Here is a 1,425-nt window from a genome sequence, read left to right as displayed (position 1 = left end):
CAAAAATGCAAAAACAACACCAAAAAAACGCCTAGCCCTGTCTCTAGCCACTAGCGCGATTTTAGCTAGCCTTAGCATAGATACTGCTGCGGCGGCGTGCAGGATAAGTGGCGATACCACGATATGCGATGGCGCTATGACTGGCACGATAAACACAATTACAGGCACGCAAAATCTCCAACTAGGCTCAGAAAACTCTATCCTAAACCTCCCAAGTGGTGGCACTATCGGTGCCAATGGTGGTAATATCCTTACCACAGCAAATAGTATCATTGCAGGTGGCACAGTTACGATAGGTGCGACAAATAGTAAGTGGAGCGGTGTGAAGATAGGCAATGGCTCTAGGTTTGATAATCTTACATTAACTGGCTCTATACAAGGCACAAATCTAACTCCCCGGGATAATGCTAACTCTGTCCATATCGGTGGCGGGACTCTTGTTAAAGGCACATTTGATATAAAAAACTTAACAACGGGAGGCTACGGAATCGCTATCGGCGATAGAGGTGTGCTAAATTCTGGCTTTGTTACGGATTTTTCAGGCATTACAACCACACAATGGATAAACCTACTAAGCGCGTCTATCACTATCGATAAAGACGCAAGTGCTTGGAATAATAACGACTCTACAAAAGGACAGCATATCAATGCACCAACTACACAAGATAAGCTCACACTCGGCATAGCAGATGGCTCTATCGTAATAAATGTGGGAGATAATGCTGAATCTGGAAAAACATATAGCTATGACGCAGTCGTTACAGGCAAGCCCAAAGACATAAACACACACAACGACACAGGCGACAAAGCATGTAAAATCGGCGCAAATGGCTATACCAATGGCTGTATAGGGATAAACCACCTAGTAGCAGGCAATGGTATAAGGCTCATAAATTCAGCAGACAATAAAGGATTTTATATAGAAGCTGATGTGGCATCTAGCTATGGTGCAAATATGTTTCGCGCGCTATCTTTAGGCTCTTTGCGCAGGACGATAATGACGCAAAATGTCCTAGATACGATGACGACAAAGACATTTCATAGCGATAGATACTATAATCAAGAAGTAGAACTTCGTCTATTGCAATACGATATGTCTCGCCTTACAAATCGCTCTAGCAAATTTGCCAAAAACACACGCAAAAATCAAAAAAAGCTAGATAAAACGCGTGAAAAAATCGCTAAGCTAACTTTAGAGCAAAGCAAGGGGCAAAATCTAGATAAGGGCTATAATAACTTTGAAGTCATCGACCAACTAGATGCGATATTTATCCCTTACACTGGGCGTAGGGATTTTCGATTTTTTGCGCTTCCTTATGCCACACATAGTTATGTAGATTTTGGGCTTAGCGATTCACAAGAATACGCAGGTGGCGCATTATTTGGCGTGCAAAGAAATTTGCGTAAAAATGGAATCTTTGGTGG

At 42.4% G+C, this 1,425-nt stretch carries 1 protein-coding gene; it reads left to right on the top strand.

Features of this window, described 5'->3' with window-relative positions:
- Positions 1 to 1,425 (top strand): hypothetical protein (locus ACWIX0_RS13570; RefSeq protein ID WP_454174516.1); only part of this gene is annotated, 1,425 nt, incomplete at both ends.

This window comes from Helicobacter sp. T3_23-1059 (genome assembly GCF_053654515.1).
This window is presented reverse-complemented; position numbering and strand designations above follow the sequence as displayed.